The sequence below is a fragment of the Aquirufa nivalisilvae genome, assembly GCF_003143535.1.
GTDB classification, from domain to species: Bacteria; Bacteroidota; Bacteroidia; order Cytophagales; family Spirosomataceae; genus Aquirufa; species Aquirufa nivalisilvae.
In genome coordinates this window covers 632,651-652,229 of sequence record NZ_CP029346.1, presented here as the reverse complement: position 1 = coordinate 652,229, position 19,579 = coordinate 632,651, and the positions used below count along the sequence as shown (strand labels likewise).

The 19,579-nt window shown below is 38.6% G+C and carries 8 protein-coding genes; 4 read left to right on the top strand and 4 right to left on the bottom strand.

The features are described 5' to 3' along the window. Positions 1–4 precede the first annotated feature (4 nt). The 3 genes from serA to HME7025_RS02825 all read right to left on the bottom strand — a co-directional run bounded on the left by serA (position 5) and on the right by HME7025_RS02825 (position 3,729). Positions 5–1,915 (bottom strand): phosphoglycerate dehydrogenase, encoded by a 1,911-nt coding sequence (gene serA, locus HME7025_RS02835; RefSeq protein ID WP_109322189.1) that lies wholly within the window; start codon positions 1,913–1,915, stop codon positions 5–7. Next, positions 1,905–2,831, bottom strand: a complete 927-nt coding sequence (locus HME7025_RS02830; RefSeq protein ID WP_226998266.1) for a YheT family hydrolase — start codon at positions 2,829–2,831, stop codon at positions 1,905–1,907. The genes serA and HME7025_RS02830 overlap by 11 nt, the downstream gene beginning before the upstream one ends. A 73-nt stretch (positions 2,832–2,904) precedes the next feature. Further along, a complete protein-coding gene (locus HME7025_RS02825; RefSeq protein WP_109322187.1) occupies positions 2,905–3,729 on the bottom strand; it encodes an SDR family oxidoreductase in 825 nt (274 codons plus the stop codon). A 104-nt stretch (positions 3,730–3,833) separates the two neighbouring features. Between HME7025_RS02825 and hemA the strand changes: the two genes are divergently transcribed. Together hemA and HME7025_RS02815 are read left to right on the top strand one after the other, a co-directional pair. Continuing rightward, entirely contained in the window at positions 3,834–5,120 is a 1,287-nt protein-coding gene (gene hemA, locus HME7025_RS02820) for a glutamyl-tRNA reductase (RefSeq protein ID WP_109322186.1), read from the top strand. 6 nt (positions 5,121–5,126) lie between these two features. Then, positions 5,127–5,576: a regulatory protein RecX gene (locus tag HME7025_RS02815; protein ID WP_109322185.1), complete on the top strand. Its 450-nt coding sequence runs from the start codon at positions 5,127–5,129 to the stop codon at positions 5,574–5,576. A 22-nt stretch (positions 5,577–5,598) separates the two neighbouring features. Here HME7025_RS02815 and HME7025_RS02810 read toward each other — a convergent pair whose 3' ends face one another. After that, positions 5,599–16,788, bottom strand: a complete 11,190-nt coding sequence (locus tag HME7025_RS02810; protein WP_109322184.1) for a T9SS type B sorting domain-containing protein — start codon at positions 16,786–16,788, stop codon at positions 5,599–5,601. 695 nt (positions 16,789–17,483) lie between these two features. Between HME7025_RS02810 and HME7025_RS02805 the strand changes: the two genes are divergently transcribed. Together HME7025_RS02805 and HME7025_RS02800 are read left to right on the top strand one after the other, a co-directional pair. After that, positions 17,484–18,659: a pyridoxal phosphate-dependent aminotransferase gene (locus HME7025_RS02805; protein WP_109322183.1), complete on the top strand. Its 1,176-nt coding sequence runs from the start codon at positions 17,484–17,486 to the stop codon at positions 18,657–18,659. Then, on the top strand, positions 18,649–19,512 hold the full coding sequence (locus tag HME7025_RS02800; RefSeq protein ID WP_109322182.1) for a prephenate dehydrogenase: 864 nt from the start codon (positions 18,649–18,651) through the stop codon (positions 19,510–19,512). The genes HME7025_RS02805 and HME7025_RS02800 overlap by 11 nt, the downstream gene beginning before the upstream one ends. Positions 19,513–19,579 lie beyond the last annotated feature (67 nt).

The window sequence follows — 19,579 nt, the reverse complement described above, 5'->3', positions numbered from 1 at the left end:
ATAATTAGTAAAGCATTCTAAACTTAATGGTATTATCGATCAATTTCAATTCATTGACGATTTCTTCGGAATATTCTTTGGCCACATCTGTGATAACATAACCTGTTTTCTCCGTCGTTTTCAGGTATTGACCAATGATGTTAACGTGATACTTAGCAAATACATTATTGATTTGTGCCAAAATACCTGGTACATTTTGGTGAATATGTAATAAACGATGAGCATTTTCCAATGGAGGCAATTGTAATTCAGGGAAGTTTACTGAACCGTAAGTACTACCATTGTTCATAAACTGCAACAATTTTGCCGGAACAAACTCCCCAATATTGGCTTGTGCCTCTTCGGTAGATCCTCCAATATGTGGAGTCAAAATAACATTTGGCAAACCTCTTAACTCATTAATGAATTCTTCGTCATTGGTCTTAGGCTCATACGGAAATACATCCACCGCAGCTCCCCACACTTTACCTGATTTAATCGCCTCTACCAAAGCTGGAATTTCCACCACATGACCTCTTGAAAGATTCAAGAAAATCACATTATCCTTCATCCAAGAAAATTCTTGCTTCCCAATGATGTTGGTATTTACCTTTCTTCCATCCACGTGCAAACTCACAAAATCAGCCAAGTTCAACAATTCTTTCAAACTTGAACATTTTTTGGCATTCCCTAAGGCCAACTTATCAACGGTATCATAGAAATACACTTCCATACCGAGGGCCTCAGCAATCACAGAAATTTGTGTTCCAATATTTCCATAACCGACTAAGCCTAATTTTTTTCCACGAATCTCGTAGGAGTTGGTAGCTGATTTATCCCAAACTCCAGCATGCATGCGGGTCGACTTCTCGAAGATATTACGTGTTAGCATAACCATTAAGCCAATGGACAATTCCACAACAGAACGGGTATTGGAATAAGGCGCATTGAAAACTGCAATTCCCCGATTTTCGCATTCTGCTAAATCAATTTGGTTGGTTCCAATACAAAAAGCACCAACGCACATTAAGCGAGCGGCATTGGGATGCTCCAATACTTTTTTAGTCAAATTGGTTTTGGAACGCAAACCAAGAATGGACACATCTTTGATTTTTTCAATCAATTCTGCTTCATCCAAGGCTCCTTTCAATAATTCAACTTGGAAACCTTCTTTCTTAAATGCTTGAACGGCATGTGGATGAACGTTTTCCAAAAGAAGAACTTTAATCCTAGATTTAGGATAAGACTGAGCACGGCTCAATCCATTGATGTATAAAAACTCGTCTAAAGATGGCACCACATGATCTGCTTTCTCCACCACCACTTTGCGAGATACATTTTCAGTAAAAGCAAAAAACTTATTGGCTAAACCTGCCTCACGCAATTCATAGTCGGTATACCCATCTCCAATAACATACACTTCTCCTTCCAATTGCAACGATTGCAAGAGGCTTACTTTACCGCGGTCTTTGGACAATAAATTATCGTGATCATATCCTGTGATATTACCTTCGGCATCATAGTTAAAGGTATTGGCAAAAACATTTTCGGCCGGAATGCCTAATTCTTGTACAACAGGAACAATGAAATCCTTGAAGCCGCTAGAAACAATTAGAATTTGCTCTGCATGCTCTTGGATAAACTCCTTATTTCTATTGAATGAATCTGATATTTTACCTTTCAAAAAAGCAATCAATTGGTCTACATGACCCCGATTGGCTGATAAAAGAGCAACGCGATCGCGCAACGAATCAGCAAATGAATAGGACCCTGACATCCCTTTTTCGGTAATTTCCCGAATCTTGGAGACAATCTCCTTTTGTTTCGGGTTTCCTTGTAAGGCGATATTCGCCAACTCATCTAGCCCTTCTACTTTGGTAAAAGTGCTATCAAAATCAATCACAATGTGCAATGGCTCCAACTGTTTATTCGACATAATTAATCGTTTCTTTATTCAAAAACCAATTCATTGCCCGTTGTTCCGACCACAAGGTTCCTCGATAATCTGAAGGATAGAATCCACAATGCCCACCTTGAGTGGGTAATTCCAAAAAGACATTTTCCCAGTTAGATGCCAGAGATGCGGGAAGGCATTCGGGCGATAAAAATGGATCGTTTTGGGCATTCACTACCAGGGTAGGAACCTGAATTTTATCTAAAAAATACAGCGAGCTATTTTGTTCGTAATAGTCTTCTGCATCTTTAAAACCGTGCAATGGACCCGTAATCACATCATCAAACTCCCTCAATGTTTTAATTCGTTTAAGAATAGCCACATCGACAGCCGTGGGAAATAGCACGGCTTTTTCTTTTGCTTTAGATAGAAGAGTTTGTAAAAATCGATGAGTGTAGAGTCCATTTTCTCGTCGTGCCAACTTTCGGCTACTACTTGAAAGGTGCAAAGGTACGGAAAATGCCACAGCTTTTCGAATCAAATTTGGATGATTTTGCCCTTGTTCCCCTAACCATTTTAAGGTAAGATTTCCTCCTAAACTAAAACCTGCCAAATAAATGCGATTCGCTCCTCGCTGAATACAGGTTTGAATCACCTCTTCCAAATCCTCGGTGGCACCACTATGGTAAAATCTTAATTTAAGATTCATTTCCCCAGAGCAAGATCGAAAGTTCCAAGCAAGCACATTGAAACCTTGTTCTATCATGGTTTTGGCCAAACCTTTAACGTATTGCGCCTGACTACTCCCTTCTAAACCATGGGAAATAATAAGTAATGGTTTTTCCGACAAAGGTGCATCGATGTACCAATCTAGATCTACAAAATCTTGATCGCTTAATATCAACCTCTCCCGATTAGGTGCTTGGTTATTTATTTTTCGAAATAAAGCGGTAAACATACTTTGGGTATGTCCTTCGGGTAACCAAAAAGGAGGTCGATAACTGGGAACTGATTGAATTAAAGGCAAGGCATTAAATAAAAAAGTCAGGAATTAATTCATGATCACCCCACTTCGGGTTGACTTTGTATACATCAAAGTCGGTATAATTAGCAGCTCGTAAGACTTCTTCATCTATAAAAAACTGTCCCGTGGAGGTAACGTGATCTTGTTTAAATATCTCGTAGGCTGCATCTGCCATAATACTTGGCTTTCTAGCCCGATCTAACATATCTGAATTCCCAACGGCAAATTCAATAGCGGCCGTGGCTATGATGGTTTTAGGCCAAAGCGAATTAAAGGCTACTTTATTTTTAAACTCAGCTGCCATACCCAGGGTACATAGCGACATCCCGAATTTGGCCATAGAATAGGCCACATGGTTTTCAAACCAACGCGCTTCTATATTTAAAGGAGGAGAAAGCGTTAATACATGTGGATTTTTCGCTTTCAACAAATGAGGCAAGCAGGCTTTGGATGTCAAAAAAGTTCCTCGGGCATTAACTTGATGCATTAAGTCGTACTTTTTCATGTCGGTCCACAAGGTCCCAGTCAAAGAAATGGCGGAAGCATTATTAACTAAGATATCAATGCCTCCAAAGGTCTCAACGGCTTTTTCTACCGCTTCAAAAACATGATTTTCATCACGAATATCCAAGACTAAAGGTAAAGCTCGGCCGCCCAAACGCTCAATTTCCTCGGCTGCAGAAAAAACAGTGCCTGGTAATTTGGGGTGTGGGGTGGCTGTTTTAGCAGCAATAACTACGTTTGCACCCACGGAAGCCATTTTTTTTGCAATTTCAAATCCGATACCTCTTGAAGCACCGGTAATAAAAACTGTCTTGTTGCTGAAGTCCATCTTGTGTTATTTAAACTTTGTCTAATTTACTATTTTCTTGTCAAGACAGTACATAAAATAAATTTTGGTTTGTACTTTTGTTAATTATTTTTCAAAACCACCGAATGTCAATTCCGTTTAAGTCTATTAGTATCTCTCATCGCTCTGCTCCTCTCACGATTCGTGAGCAAGTGGCATTAAATGAGGAAGAAAGTAGAGCCTTTGCTATTAAATGTAAAGATCTTTTTGGATTACAAGAAATGTTGATTGTATCTACCTGCAATCGTACAGAGGTGTATTACAATACCCCAGAAGATATTTCCCACGATTTAGTTAAGAGTTTATTGATTGAAAAGGGCTTGCATCAAACGCAAGAATACACCCCTTATTTCCATCATGAATCAGATGCAGAAGCATCTTTAAGACACTTGTTCGAAGTAGCTACTGGATTACAATCTAAAGTGGTTGGAGATTTACAGATTCCAAATCAAATCAAAAAGGCATATCAACAATCTGCCGATTTAAATTTAGCTGGTCCATATTTGCACCGCTTAATGCATACGATTTTCTATGCTAATAAGCGAGTAGCGCAAGAAACCTCGTTCCGTGATGGTGCGGCTTCAGTGTCATATGCGACTGTCGCCTTAGCGGAAGAATTGTCTCAGGCCATTACTCAACCCAAAGTATTGATTTTAGGTTTGGGGGAAATTGGCTTGGATGTATGTAAAAACATGGAGGATAAAGATTTCGCAGAGATCACCATCATGAACCGTACCTTAGAAAAGGCGGAAAAAATAGCCCACGATAAACCTTTCCGTGTGGCACCGATTGAAGATTTGTGGAAGGAAATTGCGCAAGCAGATATCATTATCTCCTCAGTACGCAACCAAGATCCAATTATCACTCAAGCAGAATTAAAGAAACTATCGATATTGACTTTCAAATATTTCATTGACCTTTCGGTTCCAAGAAGTATTGAAGATGGAATCGAAAAAATATCAGGTGTATTACTCTACAACATTGATTCATTGAAAGAACGAGCCGACGAAGCTTTGCGTATTCGGATGGCTTCTGTACCCGATGTTCGTCGGATCATTGATGAGTCTGTGATTAGTTTCAATGATTGGTCTAAAGAAATGGAAGTTTCACCGACTATTCATAAATTAAAAAATGCACTAGAGCAAATCCGTAAAGAAGAAATCAATCGCCATCTAAAAGGCTTAAATCCTCAAGAGGCTGAGAAATTGGAGAAAATTACGGCTAGTTTAGTTCAAAAAATTATCAAACAGCCGATCATCCATTTAAAAGCCGCTTGTAAACGAGGCGAATCAGATAGTATGGTGGATGCGTTGAATGATTTGTTCAATTTGGAGGCATACGAGGAGGTTGATTCAAGCTCTCCTATCCAATAATTTTCCATGAAATCGGAGGTGTTACAGAAACTGGCTCGCTACTGCGCCTATCAGGAACGCTGTAAATGGGAAATTCAAGTAAAAATGGACTCATTTTTGGTATTACCAGAAGACCAACAGGCCTATTTGGATTGGCTGGAAGACAATAACTACCTCAATCAAGAGCGATTCGCAAGGCTATTTGTCAGGTCTAAATTCAACCAAAAATCTTGGGGCAGAAATAAAATCAAGTTTGAGCTGAAAAGACTACAAGTTTCTGATGCTTTAGTTCAAACAGCATTAAGTGAATTACGCGAACTCCCCTATGAATCCACTTTGGAATCCATGTTGAATGAAAAATTCAAGCACCTAAAAGATCTCAATGATTGGGCAAAAAAGCAAAAATGCTACCAATATGCCATGAGAAAAGGATTTGAGCCCGATTTAATTTCCCTGTACATTCAACAGCTCAATTAAAAAAAGCTCAAACCCATTCACGCTATTTGGCTAATCGGTTGATATAAACAAAGGTTCTGATGTTAGGATATTTGCCAAAGAAATCTACATAATAGTAATAAGTCCCATCAGGCAACCTTCCATCATTAGTCAAAAGACCTATTGTCTTATCTGTCAAACCTCCCCAATTATTTTGGTAATTATTGGTTTCATAAACCACATCTCCCCATCGATTCACGATAACGAATCGATTCGGTTGCATTCTAAAAATGCCAGGTATCACGAGAACATCATTGATTCCGTCTTGGTTAGGAGAAATAGCTTGAGGGGCAAAAATCTCACAAATATCCGCATCCACCCGATTATCTATTCCATCTTGATCACAATCTAGCATGCCTCCAAAATTGATGTCATTTTCATAGACATCAATAATCCCATCATTGTCATCATCTGGATCACGGTAATCTGGAATACCGTCTGAATCCGTATCCAAAGGATGTAATGGGTCGGGCCCAGCTTCAACTGTATCGCTGATTCCGTTATTATCTGAATCTACATCGCGGTAATCAGCTAAGCCATCTCCATCTGAATCTAGTGGTACATTGACATTCGGACCCACTTCTATCGCATCGGGGATCCCATCATTATCCGAATCCACATCACGGAAATCCTCTTTTCCATCTAAGTCCGTATCCAAAGGATGATAGACATCTGGACCAACTTCGATTTTATCAGGTATGGTATCATTATCTGAATCCACATCTTGGTAGTCTGGCTTCAAATCTAGATCCGTATCCACCGGCATTATTGGCATTGGGCCAGCTTCCACTGAATCGGGAATCGTATCATTATCAGAATCCACATCTCGATAATCCGCCAAACCATCCCCATCAGTATCTACAGGAATTTGAGGATCAACTCCCGCTTCCACCGAATCAGGAATTGTATCATTATCCGAATCCACATCTCGAAAATCCTCTTTCCCATCTCCATCCGAGTCCAGTGGATGACTAGCATCTTTGCCCGCCTCCACGGCATCTGGAATACCATCATTATCCGAATCTGTATCTCGGTAATCAGGTTTGCCATCTAGATCAGTATCAATTGGCTTAGTCAAATCATTACCTGCCTCTAAACCATCCAGTATCCCATCATTGTCGGAATCTGTATCACGAAAATCGGCATGTCCATCCCCATCAGAATCCAAAGGTATTCTTGGTTCTGGTCCTGCTTCCACAACATCTGGAATCCCATCATTATCCGAATCCACATCGCGATAGTCGGGTTTACCATCTAAGTCTGTATCAAAAGGGTGAAGAAAATCTCCCGCCTCTACTGAATCAGGTATACCATCACTATCTGAATCCAAATCTCTAAAATCCTCTAAACCATCAGCATCCGTATCCAAAGGTTTATTGGGATTTAAACCTGCTTCTAAAGAATCTAACATACCATCATTGTCGGAATCCACATCCACATAATCTGTTTTCCCATCTCCATCGCTATCCACTGGTTGGCTCGGCTTTGCACCAGCTTCTACTGCATCTGGTATTCCGTCATTGTCAGAATCAAGATCTAAAAAGTCGGGCTTCCCATCTCCATCTGTATCCACAGGTTGGCTGGGATTTGATCCTGCCTCCACGGCATCTGGAATTCCATCATTATCTGAATCTACATCTAAATAATCAGGCTTTCCATCTCCATCCGTATCCACTGGTTTGGTCGGATTAGCACCTACTTCTATAGCATCTGGAATTCCATCATTATCAGAATCCGCATCTTCAAAATCAAATAAGCCATCTAAATCTGTATCCCATGGATCTTGGCAGTCACCGGCCTCTTGACTATCCAATATTCCATCATTATCCGAATCCAAATCTCGAAAGTTCGGAATTTCATCCCCATCGCCATCGGCTCCTAATTCGATTCGATCAGGGATGCAATCATTATCTGAATCCAAATCTAGAAAATCAGAAGTACCATCTAAATCCGTATCAATGACTTTGACATATTGCCCCCGGTCATCCCAACCATCATCTAAATCATCTTTCATTTGTTGACACGTGGCACACTTATTTTTCCCTTCCCAGGCATCCGGAATACCATCGCCATCTGAATCCAAATCCAAGTAATTGGGGATACCATCCAAATCATTATCGACATTCCTTTCATCCTGATCTCCCAACCAATCTCCATCTGAATCTAAATCTCGGTAATTTGGAAAGCTGTCACTGTCTATATCTTTCGTTCCTTCAATGCTATCCAAGATTCCGTCATTGTCTGAGTCCACGTCTACATAGTCTGACTTGCCATCATGGTCTGTATCAGGTACTGGCGCCGGGCTACCTCCAAAACCTGTTTCTAGAAAATCAGCCAAGCCATTTCCATTCGCATCAGGCAATAAGCCATTCTTATCCACTCGCCCATCGTAATTATCATCTATTACGCCTCGCTTATTATCCGTGGCTTCCCAAGCATCTAAAATACCATCATTATCAGAGTCCAAATCCAAGTAATTAGGAATGCCATCACCATCTGGATCAAATTCCCCTTCTATGGAATCTAAAATTCCATCGTTATCTGAATCTAGATCCAGATAATCTGCATGGCGGTCTCCATCCGAATCACGATTCATTTCCCGAGCATCTGGAATACCATCTCCATCTGAATCCAAATCATACGAATTCGGAATTCCATCACCATCAAAATCCTGACAGTTCCCTAGTAGCGTAAAGGTTTGATAGCATTCCATGGAATTGGGGATTCCATCGCCATCAAAATCAGCCATCAATATTTCAATCAGATTACTGGTAATTTGAACACCTGTACTACTTTTGAACGTAAAATAACCTTTGCCTTCTGGGCCTAAATACATGATTCCCTTTTGACTCAAATTGACAATACCTTGGACAAAGTCGCCTGCATTATTTAATTGATCTCCACCAGAAAGGCCAGAAATAAAACCAGGCAAAGTACTAGTTACTTGAATGGGATTTAACGCCGCGTTAAAATCAAGCAATCGATTTCCATAAGCATCCAAAGCACTCAATGTATTAACTCCAACAAAAGGCGTTTCTGTTGTTTGCGGACTAGTCATTTGTAAACTAAACTTAGCCAATGGCCCCGCTTTTACAGTTACAGGTAACATGCTAGATACCAAGGTATCTTCCAATATATGAACCTGGATTTGGGCCAATGAAGCATGGAATAGTTTCATGGAAACCTGAGCGATCCCACCAACAAAATCAATGCTTGTTGCAGAACCGAAACTTCTTACTTGCGATTGATTATCAAGTACTTGAGGTTGAAGAATGGGGTTGATCGAATTTTGTGCACCTGAAAACAACACTGTTTTGGTTCCTGTATAAGTATCAACTTTTTCTCCTAAATCATTCAATACATGAAGGCTAACAAGCTGTGAGCTTCCTGCTACTTGAACGGAATCTCCCAATAAGCGTAGCTGAGTAGGTTTAATAAGTTCAGACAAAATTTCAATCCTCGCCTTAGTTCCCAATCCTATGGCTGGTTGAAAAATCAAGGTATCTAAGCCAATAGCACCTGTATAAGTTATGCCCAATTGGGTTAAATTAGCCATGCCCTGCTGAAAATCACTGGAACTAACTAATCGATTTCCTCCTGATAAGCCTGAAATCAAAGCACCTTGACTCGTTGTGATAGTGATCGGATTTAACGTGGCGTTGAATGAACTTACAGAATTGTCATATTCATCTTCTGCCAACAGTTTATTGAAACCATAAAAAGGTGTTTGATTAACTTGAGGACTTTGTAACTGTACGGCCAACTTTTGAAATGATTTGGCAGAAACATCCACTCCTAACCTGTCTAATCCAAGGGTCTGAATATACACATCTTGGGCACTAATAGAATCCAAACCTGATTTGTAAATCACCAAATCAACTTGGGCAATACCATTAACAAAATTAACTGGTGTTACTTGTCCAAAATTAACTCCATTCGCTTGAGATTTATAAGTAGGTGCTGAAGAAGAATTCGTCCCTGAAAATTGCAATTGCTTGTTTCCTGTATAATCCGTTACGATTGTTCCATTTTTAGTAGTTGCTCGAATGGTCACTGTTTGACTCGTTCCTGCTACCTGACTCGAACTTCCACTTATCACAAATTTAGAAGCCTGCCAAGTATTTAATATAGTTACTTGGGCAGTAGAGCAAACTCCCGTTGGGAGATAACAAACTTGATACGTAAATGACACAGAATCTGCATCCATTGCAGCAGGAGTGTAAACCATATTACCTGTGGAAACTTGGAAATTTAAGTTTCCGAGGGCTGTCCCTGAAATTTTACTAATACTTAAATTTGAACTTGGCAAGAAATCATCATTCTGTAATATATTCAGTGTTATGGGCCCAGCATTAAAATCTTGCTGGATGACATCATCATTGGCTAAGGCAATTAAAGGATTAGGATCCGTGCCATTCGGATTCCCATCATTGTCTAGGTCATCATCACAAACATTCCCTAAGCCATCGTTATCTGTATCTAATTGATTAGGGTTATAGGTGCTTGGGCAATTATCTTCAAAATCAATAACTCCATCACCATCGGTATCTGTCACATCACGATACAATAATTTGGAAAAATAGGTCTTTTGTCCAACACCAATGGACTCTACTCCGACACTTATTACACTCAATTCGGCTCCCGTTTTCAACATATTTCGAGAATATGCATACTGATTTAATGTAAAATCACTGCTTGTGTTGTTTTGACCAATATCATAGCCCAATCGCAATGAACTAGTTCCATAAAATGTCCCTTTGGTAAAAATGGTAGCGAAATTTGAAAAGATCCCAAATTGATAATTTGGACCAATTCTTCTCAAGGTACTCGTTAAAAGCATCGTTCGATCTTTCACAATTCTAAATGAGCGTACCAAATGTCCATGATCATAGAAATTGGGGCTTTCATTTTCAATCACTACTTTACCTGATTCTTGGTATATTTTTGAAACTACGCTAGCTGCATGCAAATCCTCTGGGTAATCCAATAAGTCTATTTGATGTCTTTTCTTTAACGTTATGGGATATGAATCCAACACTTGATGATTGGCATCCTGCATCTCAATGGTCAAATTTACCTCGTTTTGATTGCCTAGTATGGAATAAGGAATCTCATTGTTTCCGTGTTGGCTTGATGAAATAATGATATTCCCTTTTTTTATCACATACCAATGCTGATTATTTAAATAATTGATACTTCGAATATTGATTCGAACAGTATGAAATGGGGATAAAAACCATAGTAGATTTTCATAGCGAATGAGTCGGTCCGCATGAACGGGCAAGGCATTCATAGCTGCTTCAGTGGAGGCATTTAAATTAAATTTGACTACATTTTTAAAAAATGGCACCAAATTGGTTTGGGTACAATTAGCCGCGGCTTGAGCGATATTACTGAGTGCGTCTTCAATGCTATTCACTTGTGGCATTTTTCTTAATTCCAAAAAGAATTTAGGGAATAAAATAGACCTTCCAAAAGTATCAAATATCCCTTGCAATAGCCCAACTGCTTTCCAGGCGGGTTCATCGTCTGTATTGGTACCAGTTCCTCGATTGTAATCATTATACCCTACACGATCCCATTTGGCCCAAACATTATAAGGATTAGCCTCTAAATCATTGATATAGCCAATAAAGTTCTCTTTAAACCATGAAATATTTGTCAGAGCCTCATTATACAATCGCTGGTTGGGGTCAGTTATTATATGATCAAAGGCATAAGCTGTAAATAAACTGGCAAAAGCCTCAGCCATACCCCCATTTTTTTCATTGGAATAAGGGGCATATGGGAATAGGACTTTACTACTAAAATCAAAGAAATTCCTTCCGAATTCGTAGGCCAAAATCACATCACGGTTAATGTTGGAATTAGTTTTTAGGTTATAAAAAATATTTTCAAAACCACTGACTTCAATCCCCTTGGCCCCAACTAAACCACAACCTGCTCCACAGGATGGAACACCAAAAAACACACTGGTTTTATAGCCAAAATTGGGATTACCTCCAGGAGGTTCATAGCCTAAGGTATTTTTATAAAATTCATACAGAGCATCTGTGCGCTCCACCATTTTGGCCAATGTAGTAACATCCGCCAATTGATCATTGGTGATTTTTGTCTTATCAATTCGTAATACCACATTTCTGCCTTGAATACTCCAAACAGGAATTTGTCTAGCATCAAAAGCAAAGTAAATGTCTTCAGTCAGTTCGTACTGATTCCCGCTTGTTGGGCTACTGAAATTTCCATCTGATACCTGAACAATTAATTTATCCGTTGTCAAATCACTCCCAATAGTCCCATCATGAACTGCAATGGTATCTTTTAGCGACAAATTGTACAAAATCATTTCGATGGTAGCAGAGCCCTCAAAAAACTGAATTGGGGTATTACTTCCAAAAGGAATTCCATTGGCAGTAGCTTGTGTTCCCGCAATGCCCAAAGTTGCAGATTCTGAAAATTGTAAATTTTTAATTCCTGAGTATGTTCTAACTAAACCCCCTTGGGCATCTTTCGCTTGAATTTTAATATATTGACTTCTCCCAGCAAACTGTAAATTAGACCCCGAAATAATCAATCGCTCTTCTTGACCGGCTATTTGGACTCCTGAAAAGGTGGTACTAATCAAACTAGATTCAAAAATTAAGGAAAAAATAAAACTAGGGTTATATGGATCTACTTGACTGTTCTGAGCCGCTTGAACCTGTTTCGTAGAATTGACCCATTTATTAGAACTTTTTGATGCAATGGATGAGCTATAATACAGGATACTCAAAGCTGTTAAATCAGCCACACCATTCACGAAATCGGTCGATTGATTTAGTCTATTTTCTTTCTCCAAACCCAATCCTAAAATATTGGCATTAGTCGATGTGGATACAGTTACAGGTGTTTTTGATGCATCAAAATTGAGGCACACATTTCCATAGGCATCTTTTACAGTTAAGGTATTTACTCCTACAAACGGATGGCCATTGGTTTGAGGACTACTTATGCTAGACACTATTTGTGCTACTTTATTAGCCTCCACTTGAATCGTCCATGAATCTCCCGCAATGGCCCCTGTATTTACGGACTCACGGGTTGTTAAAAATGCTTTTTCTGCCAAATACAAATTCAGCTTTACAAAGGCTCTGCCTCTAGTAAAATTAATTAGTATTGGTTTACCAAAATCCCCTTGAATCTTACTCAATGAATCCTGAATAGTCGACACATATTGACTAGAAATAGCTTGTCCTGCTCCATAAAACAAGAGTGATTTAGCCCCTTCATAATCAGTTACCGGTTGATCATTAGCATCAAGAGCTTGAATTTGAAACCATTGAAATTCTCCTGCCAATTGGCTGGTATGACCTGAAATATGTAAAAAAACAGATTGGGCAGACTTGACTATTTGGACTGAATTACTTGTTGCACTTATTCCCGTTTTGGAAGTGAAAATAATTTGCTTATTCCCTTCCAAACTCGAAATATAGAGTCCTAATTGACTTAAATTGGCAACACCTTGAGTAAAATCAGTTGGGCGAGACAGGATCTTGGTATCTCCTAAACTCTTTAAACCAATGTTATCTTCACTTGTCAATGAAAGTGATATTGGATTGTTTGCCGCATTAAATTCCAAACAAACATTCCCATATTCATCCTTGGCAGTTAAGGTATTGGTTCCTGAAAATATTTGCCTCGTATATTGCGGACTGGTCAATGCAGGAACTAATTGATATAAATCTGCTGCTTTAACTTGTATCGATAATTTGTCTTGGTCTTTTGGTATAACATTGGTTCCCATTTCTACAGCACCAATTGTTGCCAGTTCTGATCGATATAATGTCAACTGAGCACGAGCGATACCTTGCTCAAAATACAATGCTGTCCGAGTTCCGAATGGAATGGGTAAATTCAAATTATTATAAATAATTGGACTTCCATTTTGAGCAAGAGAAGTATTAGCACCAGAAAATATTACTTCCATAAATCCATTAAATGAATTTATAGGAGCTCCCAAGGTGTCAAGGATGGCAATATTTAGCACTTGACTCCTTCCCGCTATTTGATTTGATTCCCCTAATATTTTAAACCGATATTTATTTTGTTTAGTTGGATAAACAACCACCAAAGCACTCTTCACTTTGATGCCAGAAGCTGTTGAAAAAGTAAAAGTTCCATCACCCGGTTCTCCCAAATATTTAAATCCTAGCGTTTTCAGATTAGCTACACCTTCGATAAATTGTGTAGATTGGTCAATGACAAAGGAAGAATTCCCATCCTTTCCAACGACTGTCCCTTGAAGATCTGTGCTTACATTTATTGGATCTAAGGCAGGATTAAAACTAGTGGCCACATTCCCGTATGCATCTTTGGCAATTAATTGATTATTTTCTCCGATAACTTCATTTATTTGAAACTCATTCTGTAATACTATAATTAGATTATTGATTGGCGCCGCACTAACTTGAATCTCCCATGGATTACTCGATAATATCCCATTGGATACAACAATGGATGCCTTTTCTGCCTTGTACAATGTTAAATCAACTGTAGCTACTCCTTGATTAAATAAGACAATCAAACTTTGATTCATATGACCAAATACGTAATGGCCTTGAATGATTGGCTCTATTACTGGATTAATTGATGCATTTGCTCCTGAGAATATTAGATTCAAATCTGAAAAACCACTCATAAATCCTTTATCCACATTACCATAGGCATCTACCGCTTTAATGCTCAAAGTCTGGGTAATTCCCGCTTGTTGGATCGCATTCCCACTGATGACAAAATGGGTAGCTGGATTAGCATTTACTTGAATGGAGAAGGAATTGGAGGCAATCGTTGCATCGCTGGCTGAAATATTGGCTTGCTCCGCTTTGAATAACATCAAATCTACTAGAGCAATACCATTCGTAAATGTTACCTGAACAGGCTGACCAAAATCTACGCCTGATACACTAGGATTTCTTGCTGGATTTATTGTTGGACTGGCTCCTGTAAAGGTTAAGGTTTTTGTTCCAAAATATTGATTATCTACATTTCCATAGGCATCCACCGCATGAATATTCAACGTTTTTGAAGCTCCTGCTTGCTGAATTATATTGCCACTAATTTCAAATTGAATCGCTGGACCAGCATTTACTTGAATGGTTAAGGCTTTGGAAGAAATAACTCCATCACTGACTAATATGTCTATTTGTTCTGCTTTATATATTGTTAGATCTACTTGAGCTTTGCCATTCACAAAATCAACCTGAACAGGCTGACCAAAGGATACGCCTGAAACTGTAGGATTTCTTATTGAATTAGTCGCCGCACTTGCTCCAGAAAACATCAATGTTTTTGTTCCAAAATATTGATTATCTACATTACCATAGGCATCAACTGCATGAATATTCAATGTTTGTGAAACTCCTGCTTGTTGACTCGACTGACCTATGATTTCAAAATAGTTTGCTGGATTAGCATTTACTTGAATAGAGAAGGAATTCGATGAAAGCATTCCATCACTTGCCGAAATGGTGGCTTGCTCCGCTTTGAATAACATCAAATCTACTAGAGCAATACCATTCGTAAATGTAACCTGAACAGGTTGACCAAAATCTACGCCTGATACACTAGGATTTCTTGCTGGATTTATTGTTGGACTGGCTCCAGTAAAGGTTAAGTTTTTTGTTCCAAAATATTGATTATCTACATTTCCATAGACATCAACTGCATGAATATTCAATGTTTGTGAAGCTCCCGCTAGTTGACTCGACTGGGCTCTGATTTCAAAATGGGTTGCTGGATTAGCATTTACTTGAATGGAGAAGGAATTCGATGCAATCGTTCCATCGCTGGCTGAAATTGAAGCAAGTTCTGCTTGGTATAACATCAAGTCTACTAGTGCTATACCATTCGTAAATGTTATCGGAACAGGTTGACCAAAATCTACGCCTGATACACTTGGATTTCTTACTGGGGTTATTGTAGGACTGGCTCCTGTAAAGGTTAAGGTTTTTGTTCCAAAATATTGATTATCTACATTTCCATAGACATCAACTGCATGAATATTCAATGTTTGTGAAGCTCCCGCTAGTTGACTCGACTGGGCTCTGATTTCAAAATGGGTTGCTGAACCAGCATTAACCTGAATAGATAATGGAGAAGTTGTTGAAATAACCCCATCATTCAATGAAATATTGGCTTGTTCGACTTTCTTTAAGACCAAATCAACCTGCGCAACACCCTTGGTAAAATTAACATCAATCTGATTTCCAAAATTGATTCCATTGGCTGTTGCAGCAAACATCCCAATTACACTTGCTCCTGCGAATTGAAGCTTTTTAAGCCCTGAATAATTAAAATTAGTCTGGCCAGCTACGTTTTTAGCTACTATTTTTAATGGGTATATATTACCTGCTTTAGATGAATTACCTCCCTCCAATTCAAAATAAGTAGCTATTAAATCATTAGGAATAATTTCTACCATGTCACTTTCCACATTATATCCATTTTCAGAAGATGCTGTAAAAACGTCAAAATCATAATACAATCCAGTATAAGTAAAACCTAAGGCTGTAAGATCTGCCACTCCAGCTACAAAATCGGTAGATTGATCTAATACATTATTGCCCTTTGATCCTAATCCACTAATAACTCCATTCAGTGCGGCACTTGTGAGGGTCACTGGATTTTTACTTGCATCAAAATCATCCACCAGATTACCAAAACTATCTATGGCCTTTATCAGATTTACTCCTGAAATCGGTAATTGATTTTTAATTTGAGGCTGCAAGAAAAATTGAAAACCTAGCCAAAAATCATTTTTCACCTGTATGACTAATTCTGAGGACCACAGTTCATTTTCTTGAACTTGAAGGGTATTTGTCCCAGAAGTAAATAATTCCATCAGGACACTAGCTTTACCTTGGTTAAAATAAACGGAAATAGTTTCCCCAAAATTTACCCCATCTACCAATGGTGAATAAAGTGCTAATTGGTTTTCCTTCACATGAAATACAAGTTGTTTTGACCCATGATAAGTCAAATCTACTTTACCTTGCCCATCCATGGCTTGAATAGCCACATTCATGTATTTACCAGCTATGATAGTTGAATCCGAGAATGTTAATTTGAGCTGCGTCGTGGTTTGCTTTTTCGAAAGAGTATGAAAATTCACCTGCTTCTCAAATTCAACCACCTTACTATTTCCGATAGCATACATATTCTCAGAAATAAAAAATAAGATCAAATAAAATAGACTGAACCGAATTGCCCTCTTTCTAAAAGAATGGGGAATTCTTAAGGAATTAGTGGTATACATAGTGGTTAGAAAATCAAAGTTTTCACTTTGATTCCAAAAAATAGAATGAAAAATAAGCAGATAATTGGGTTAGTATGTAAGAGCTCAGTCTCCTAAATACCTAGACGATTGCTTTTTCAAGAAAGCTTTTTCTTCAAATAAAATATCGCCAATCGAATAGACTTTTGAATCACAAAACGCTGTAGGCCAAATTCATCTTGAAGTATGAATTTCTGTAAAACAAGCCAAATCTAGCTGGGGAATGAGCCAATATGGCTCAAAAATAGATGCCCTAGAAGGGTTGATTGAAGAACACATGGTATATAATTTAGTGGTTAGATTGCCATTAGGCGACACTAAACTAGAAAATCACTTTTATGAATCCAATTAATTGGCAAGAAGATTTGTTCTCAATTTGGAATGTCTACTTTAGGCATCTCAACGAATGAGTTTGCATAAAAACATTTTTTTTATACCTTTGGCACATGATTATGCATTCAACTACTTATTACTATGCTTATTATTACGCAGGATATCCATCCTGCCAATAGGCTATTGTAGGTATAGATTTAATTTAAACTTATTATGAGCCGGCCCAAAGTCGGTTTTTTTGTTTTATGAGCTTCACCATTTCTCCAGCTTCTAGGTTACAAGTCGTACAAGAATACTACTTTTCTACCAAGCTAAAACAAATTGCAGCCTTGAAAGCATCAGGTATCCCTGTGCTAAATCTTGGTATTGGTAGCCCTGACCTAGCTCCTTCAGATGCCACGATTCAGGCATTGATTACTAGCGCCCAAAAAAAAGAAAATCATGCGTATCAAGGTTATCAAGGTATACCAGCCTTGCGTGAAGCATTTGCTCAATTTTACCATAAACAATATCAAGTAGAACTTAATCCAAATTCGGAAATATTACCTTTAATGGGATCCAAAGAGGGCATCATGCACATTGCTATGGCCTATTTAGAAAAAGGCGATATTACTTTAATTCCCAACCCTGGTTACCCAACTTACCAAGCTGCTTGCGCCTTAACAGGTGCAGAAGTTCAAAGTTATGAGTTGTCAGAAGCCAATGGCTGGCTGCCCGATTTGGATGCTTTGGCCAAGCGTGATTTATCCCAAGTAAAAATCATGTGGGTCAATTATCCCCATATGCCTACTGGCGCTAAGGCCGACAAAGCATTTTTTGAAAAACTACGAGATTTTGCCATTGCCCATTCTATATTATTGGTCAATGACAATCCCTATAGCTTCATCTTAAATGATGAACCCATTAGTATGTTAAGCATCCCTGGGATGAAAGATGTGGCATTGGAATTGAATTCACTATCCAAATCCCATAACATGGCTGGTTGGAGAATTGGCGCTGTCATGGGAAAACAAGAATTCTTAGCCCCTATTTTGACTTTTAAATCTAACATGGACTCTGGCATGTTTTTACCTCTGCAAGAAGCAGCCGTAGAAGCGTTAAAAGCAGATTCCTCTTGGTTTAAACAACAAAATGAGATTTATTCTTCTCGCCAGAAAGTAGTTTTCCAATTAATGGATTTACTAAAATGCACGTATGATCCTAAGCAAAGTGGTATGTTTGTTTGGGCTAAAATACCTGCTGATTTTGCCAGTGGATATGAACTTTCTGATAAAATATTAAGTGAGAATGCCGTTTTCATTACACCTGGAGGCATATTTGGCAGTCAAGGGAATAACTACATTCGAATATCGTTATGTGCCCCCATTTCCCTTTTTGAAACAGCTATTAACCGCATAAAAACACAGTCGAATGGAATCTAATAAAGTCGTTGGAATTTTAGGAATAGGTTTAATTGGTGGTTCCATGGCGCTTGGATTACGTAAAAGCGGCTGGGCTAAAGAATGCATCGGTATCGATACTAATCGCCCTAACCAAAAAAGAGCCTTGGAATTAGGTCTAATTGATCGTCTTTTACCTTTGGATGAAGCATTACAAATAATCGATGTACTGATTATTGCTACTCCAGTAGATAATTTGGTCGAGCAATTACCCAAAATTTTGGACCAATTCAATCAAAAACAAATTGTAATAGAAGTTGGATCAACCAAAAGCCCCATTTACGAAGCACTTAAAAACCATCCTAGAAGAAAACAATTTGTCTCTACTCACCCTATGGCTGGTACTGAATTTTCTGGACCAGAAGCAGCTATCGATGGACTTTTTGAAGGGAAACGTTGTGTCATTTGTGACCAAGAATTAAGTGATCCAGATGCCGAAAAGACCATTGAGAGTCTCTACCAAGATGGCTTACACATGAACTTGATTTATATGGATTCCATCAGCCATGATGTCCATACGGCCTATATTTCTCATATATCCCACATTTGCTCTTTTGCCTTAGCTAATACCGTTTTGGAAAAGGAAAAAGATGAAAAACGTATTTTCGAACTGGCATCTACCGGTTTTGAATCTACGGTTCGTTTAGCCAAGTCGTCCCCCGAAACTTGGATTCAAATCTTTCACCAAAATCAAGAAAACTTGATGGATGTGTTGGATGAATACATCAATACCCTTTTGAAATACAAAGGTTTGATGCTATCCGGTAGCTATGATAAACTCAAAGAGGAGTTAGCTAAAGCCAATGATATTGGTCGGATTCTAAACCGTAAATAAAATATAAGCTCCAGACTTCTTGCGACGTCTGGAGCATGTTAGTTTTGCTGATGAAAGCATAATTGAT

Bases quoted from the DNA above. Each gene is read 5' to 3' on its own strand.
- HME7025_RS02800 (WP_109322182.1), top strand. From the start codon at position 18,649: ATGGAATCTAATAAAGTCGTTGGAATTTTAGGAATAGGTTTAATTGGT.
- HME7025_RS02810 (WP_109322184.1), bottom strand. From the start codon at position 16,788: ATGTATGCTATCGGAAATAGTAAGGTGGTTGAATTTGAGAAGCAGGTG.
- HME7025_RS02830 (WP_226998266.1), bottom strand. From the start codon at position 2,831: ATGTTTACCGCTTTATTTCGAAAAATAAATAACCAAGCACCTAATCGG.
- HME7025_RS02805 (WP_109322183.1), top strand. From the start codon at position 17,484: ATGAGCTTCACCATTTCTCCAGCTTCTAGGTTACAAGTCGTACAAGAA.
- hemA (WP_109322186.1), top strand. From the start codon at position 3,834: ATGTCAATTCCGTTTAAGTCTATTAGTATCTCTCATCGCTCTGCTCCT.
- HME7025_RS02825 (WP_109322187.1), bottom strand. From the start codon at position 3,729: ATGGACTTCAGCAACAAGACAGTTTTTATTACCGGTGCTTCAAGAGGT.
- HME7025_RS02815 (WP_109322185.1), top strand. From the start codon at position 5,127: ATGAAATCGGAGGTGTTACAGAAACTGGCTCGCTACTGCGCCTATCAG.
- serA (WP_109322189.1), bottom strand. From the start codon at position 1,915: ATGTCGAATAAACAGTTGGAGCCATTGCACATTGTGATTGATTTTGAT.